The sequence below is a fragment of the Paraburkholderia sp. genome, assembly GCF_036488505.1.
Classification (GTDB): Bacteria; Pseudomonadota; Gammaproteobacteria; order Burkholderiales; family Burkholderiaceae; genus Paraburkholderia.
Window position 1 is genome coordinate 1 of sequence record NZ_DASXHN010000197.1, and the last position, 4,960, is coordinate 4,960.

Sequence of the window (4,960 nt, forward strand, 5' to 3'; positions counted from 1 at the left end):
AACGCCTCCTGGCGCCAGGTGACGCCGTGTATAATCCGGCCCACTTCTTCGGGGAGTAGCCGCCCGGGACGCAACGTCCCGGGGCGCACGTCAACATACTTGTCTGCCGCGAGGCGACATGGCGTGCGCAGCAACCGCCTGGCAAGACCGATGACGACGTTCCTACCTGACCGGGTCGCGGGGGCGTCGGTCATCGTCGTTCATCAGTGCGGCCCGGGTACAACAATCTCCAAAATGGAATCGTTCCTCGTCTCGGCCAGCATCGTCGGTCTCGCGGAAATCGGCGACAAGACACAGCTACTTTCACTGGTACTCGCAGCACGCTACAGAAAGCCCGTTCCTATTGTGCTCGGCGTGCTGGTCGCGACCCTCGTCAATCACTCGGCGTCGGGCGCGCTGGGCACGTGGCTGGCCAGCGTGATCCATCCGCACGTGATGAACTGGGCCGTGGTGGCGTCCTTCGCGCTGATGGCCGTGTGGATTCTGATACCGGACAAGCTCGACGAAGCGCAAACACTGAACACGAAGCACTCGATGGGCGTATTCGGCACCACCGCGGTCACGTTTTTCCTTGCCGAGATGGGCGACAAGACGCAGATCGTGACCATTGCGCTGGCGGCGCGCTTCCATGAATTTTTCGGGGTAGTCGCCGGTACGACGCTCGGAATGATGCTTGCCAACGTGCCGGTCATCTACCTCGGTCATCGCTTCGCCGACCGGCTGCCGACGAAGGCCGTTCATATCGTCGCGGCCATCCTGTTCGTGGTGCTCGGCGCTCTCGCATTGCGCAGCGCGCTGTACCCGGACGCGCACCCGATGTTCTGAAGAGCCGCTCAGATGGCGGACCTGCGCTATTGTCCTGCCTGCCCGTCGGGTGCCGCCGCGGACCCCGCAGCCGGCCCCGCTGCCGGCGCCGAGGCGGCGGCGGGCGCCGCTGGCAGCGACACTTCGTTCGCGGGCGTGCCGCCGTTGCCGATCGGAATCTTCACCGTATGCACCGCGCCGTTACCCAGCGGAAAGTCGGCCAGCGCGCTGCGCGCGAGATACGGCATCGCCCTGACCAGCGACGACTCGCCGCCGAAATTGCGCGCCGTTACGTTGTAGACCTCCTTGCCGCTCGCGCGCTCGGTGATCCGGATCCCGAGCAGATGCGTGAACACCGGATAGCTCTGATTCACGTAAGTGGCCGGGAACGGCCCCCACGGCCCCCACGGATCGAACGGGCGGCCCCAGTAAGGACCCGGCCATGCGTTGTAGTAGACCGGCTCGGCGACGGTCACGATGTCCGAACGGATTCCATACGCGAGTTCAACCAGATAACGCGCGTCGTCGCGAGGGACTTCGCGGAACGCATGCACGGCGAGTTCGTTCGCGACGATTCGCTCATAGGCGCTCAGTTCGAGATTGTTCTGCTGATCCTGGCGCCGCGCGAACGCATAGGTTCGGGTCGCGTCGCTGCCGTTCCACGCGGAGAACGCGGTCACCTGGGTCGTCACGTAGGTCGTGCAGCCGGACAGCAGCACCGTCAGCACGGCGAACAGCAGCGCGATGCGGCGGGTCCATCGATCGATGTTCATGGTCTGCCTCGTGACGCGTGGGGATTGCTTCGGTTAAACGTCGACTGACTCTGATTATTCCGCCTTTCGATACGCTGCGGGACGCTCGCGGGGCCAGTCGTCGCGCACGCGCGGGCGTCCGATCGCGGGCGTCCGATCGCGGCGTCCGATCGCGGCGTTTGATATTACGCTGCCGTGCCAGCCGGTAAAAGGGCCTGCCGCGGGTTGTCCCGCGCCAGCCGCCGGACATGCGTTCACTGCCACGCCGAGCCGAACTGCCGTCCCCGTTTCGCTCCGCACGATTGTCCGAGGCTTTGTACAATGGGTCGACAAGCCCGGCTCGCGCGCCATTTGCGCGCGACCGCTCGAGTCCTCCACCACAGAACGCCATGGCCGATACCGCAACGCCCAATGTGATCCGCCGCGCCGATTATGCGCCGCCCGCCTTTCTGATCGACACCGTCGCGCTGGAGTTCGATCTGGTCCCTGAACGCACCGTTGTCAGGAACACGATGCGCGTGCGCCGCAACCCCGATGCATCGCGCGCCGCGCACCTCGAACTGATGGGCGAACAGCTCGAATTCGTGAGCGCGGAGATCGATGGCAAGCCGTTCCCGAACGCGCATCCGCACGAGCATGGCCTGCTGCTCGATAACGTGCCCGACAACTTCGAACTCACGCTCACCAGCATCTGCAATCCGGCCGAAAACACCACGCTGTCGGGCCTGTATATATCGAGCGGCAACTTCTTTACCCAGTGCGAAGCCGAGGGCTTTCGCCGCATCACCTACTTCCTGGACCGCCCCGACGTGATGGCAAGCTTCACGGTGACGTTGCGCGCGAGCAAGGCCGACTATCCGGTGCTGCTGTCGAACGGCAATCTGCTGGAGCAAGGTGATCTGCCCGAGGGCCGCCATTTCGCGCGCTGGGAAGATCCGTTCAAAAAGCCGAGCTATCTGTTCGCGCTGGTCGCGGGCAAGCTGGTCGCGCTCGAAGAACGCGTGACGACCGGCTCCGGCAAGGAAAAACTGCTGCAGGTATGGGTCGAGCCGCACGATCTCGACAAGACGCGTCATGCGATGGATTCGCTGATCCACTCGATCCGCTGGGACGAACAGCGCTTCGGGCTCGAACTCGACCTGGACCGCTTCATGATCGTCGCGGTCAGCGACTTCAACATGGGCGCGATGGAGAACAAGGGGCTCAACATCTTCAACACGAAGTACGTGCTGGCGACCGCCGAAACCGCGACCGACACCGACTTTTCGAACATCGAGGCAGTGGTCGGCCACGAGTACTTCCATAACTGGACCGGCAACCGCGTGACCTGCCGCGACTGGTTCCAGCTAAGCCTGAAGGAAGGCTTGACAGTGTTCCGCGACCAGGAGTTCTCGGCCGACATGGCGGCCGGCGAAGCCCACGGCGGCGACCAGACCGCGCGAGCCACCAAGCGCATCGAGGACGTCCGCGTGCTGCGCCAGATGCAGTTCGCCGAGGACGCGGGTCCGATGGCGCACCCGGTGCGCCCGGAGAGCTACGTCGAGATCAACAATTTCTACACGATGACGGTCTACGAAAAAGGCGCGGAAGTCGTGCGGATGTATCAGACGCTGTTCGGCCGCGACGGCTTTCGCAAGGGTATGGACCTGTACTTCAAGCGCCACGACGGCCAGGCGGTGACCTGCGACGACTTCCGCCACGCGCTCGCCGATGCGAATGGCCGCGACCTCGCGCAGTTCGAGCGCTGGTACAGCCAGGCCGGCACGCCGCGCGTGTCGGTGCGCACCCGCTACGACGCCGCGCAACAACGCTACAGCGTGACGCTGCGCCAAGGCTATGGCGACGCCGCGCCGGCCGCGCGCGAGACGCAGAAGGGACCGCTGCTGATCCCGTTCGCGATCGGCCTGATCGGCAAGGACGGCCGCGATCTGCCGTTGCAGCTCGAAGGCGACGCGCAGGCGGCGGCATCGACCACCCGCGTGCTCGAATTCACGCAGACGGAGCAGACCTTTACGTTCGTCCATGTCGGCGAGGAGCCGCTGCCGTCGCTGCTGCGCAATTTCTCCGCGCCGGTGATCGTCGAATATGACTACTCGGCCGAGCAGCTCGCATTTCTGCTCGCGCACGACAGCGACCCGTTCAACCGCTGGGAAGCCGGTCAGCGGCTCGCAACGCGTGAGCTGCTGGTGCTCGCCAGCCGCGCGGCCGCGGGCGCTGCGCTGCAGCTCGACGATTCGGTGGTCGCGGCATTCGCGCGCGTGCTCACCGACGAAACGCTGTCGCCGGCGTTCCGCGAGCTCGCGCTGATGCTGCCGTCCGAAGCGTATCTGGCCGAGCAGATGAGCGAATCGAATCCGGCCGCGGTCCACGCGGCGCGGCAGTTCGTGCGCAAGCGCCTCGCCAATGCGTTGCGCGACGAATGGCTGAAGGTGTACCAGCAGCATCGCACGCCGGGCGCGTATGAAGCGGCGCCGGAGGCCGCCGGTCATCGCGCGTTGAAGAACCTTGCGCTGTCGTATTTGACCGAGCTCGACGATCCGGCCCCTGCCGTCAGCCTCGCTTCCGCGCAATATGAGGCGGCCAACAACATGACCGACCGCGCGGCGGCACTATCGGCGCTGCTCAACGCGGCCGCGCCGCAGGGCGGCAGCGCCGACGCGCAGCGCGCGCTCGGCGACTTCTACCAGCGCTTCGAGAAGGACCCGCTCGTGATCGACAAGTGGTTCGCGTTGCAGGCCACGCAGCGCGGCGCCCCGCAGCATCCGGTGATCGACACGGTGCGCCAGCTGATGACGCATCCGGCCTTCAGCCTGAAGAATCCGAACCGCGCGCGCTCGCTGATTTTCAGCTTCTGCGCGGCGAACCCCGCGCAGTTCCATGCCGAAGACGGCTCGGGCTACGCGTTCTGGGCCGAACAGGTGATCGCGCTCGACGCGCTCAATCCGCAGGTCGCCGCCCGCCTCGCGCGGTCGCTCGAACTGTGGCGACGCTTTACGCCGACGCTGCGCGACAACATGCGCGCGGCGCTCGAGAAGGTCGCCGCGCAGGTCAAATCGCGCGACGTACGCGAGATCGTCGAAAAGGCGTTGGCATGACGTTCGCATGAGTGGGGCCACCGCTTCGCCCTGTCCCCGACTCGCAAGCCGGCACCTGTTGCCGGCTTTTTTACGCGCGCCATCGATGCGGTACGCCACGCCGCGCGGATCGGCGTTTGCGCGGCGCAGCGAGCCGCGACGCCGATCGGGGCCGAGCGCGGTCAAAAGCACGGAACCGACACGTCGAGCGGTTAAAATCCCACTATTCTTAGCCTTCCTGGAGTACAGCAATGTCCTTGCAACGTCGTACCACTCTGTCGAAGTACCTGATCGAGCAGCAGCGTGAAACGAACAACCTGCCCGCCGACC

3 protein-coding genes and 1 riboswitch are annotated in these 4,960 nt (G+C 65.4%); of the genes, 2 read left to right on the top strand and 1 reads right to left on the bottom strand.

Annotated features, from left to right (window positions below; translation table 11 throughout):
• Positions 1–50 precede the first annotated feature (50 nt).
• A riboswitch (yybP-ykoY riboswitch) is annotated at positions 51–213 on the top strand.
• 21 nt (positions 214–234) lie between these two features.
• Positions 235–825, top strand: coding sequence for a TMEM165/GDT1 family protein (locus VGH68_RS11675; RefSeq protein ID WP_331603780.1), 591 nt, complete (start codon positions 235–237; stop codon positions 823–825).
• Between the two features lie 26 nt (positions 826–851).
• Here the strand turns inward: VGH68_RS11675 and VGH68_RS11680 are convergent, their stop codons facing one another.
• Positions 852–1,577 (bottom strand): DUF4136 domain-containing protein, encoded by a 726-nt coding sequence (locus tag VGH68_RS11680; RefSeq protein ID WP_331603781.1) that lies wholly within the window; start codon positions 1,575–1,577, stop codon positions 852–854.
• Between the two features lie 368 nt (positions 1,578–1,945).
• On the opposite strand from VGH68_RS11680, the gene pepN reads away from it, so the two are divergent.
• Positions 1,946–4,651 carry an aminopeptidase N gene (gene pepN, locus VGH68_RS11685; RefSeq protein WP_331603782.1) on the top strand — a complete coding sequence of 902 codons (2,706 nt, stop codon included), beginning with the start codon at positions 1,946–1,948 and terminating at the stop codon, positions 4,649–4,651.
• Positions 4,652–4,960: the final 309 nt, after the last annotated feature.

Bases quoted from the DNA above. Each gene is read 5' to 3' on its own strand.
- pepN (WP_331603782.1), top strand. From the start codon at position 1,946: ATGGCCGATACCGCAACGCCCAATGTGATCCGCCGCGCCGATTATGCG.
- VGH68_RS11680 (WP_331603781.1), bottom strand. From the start codon at position 1,577: ATGAACATCGATCGATGGACCCGCCGCATCGCGCTGCTGTTCGCCGTG.
- VGH68_RS11675 (WP_331603780.1), top strand. From the start codon at position 235: ATGGAATCGTTCCTCGTCTCGGCCAGCATCGTCGGTCTCGCGGAAATC.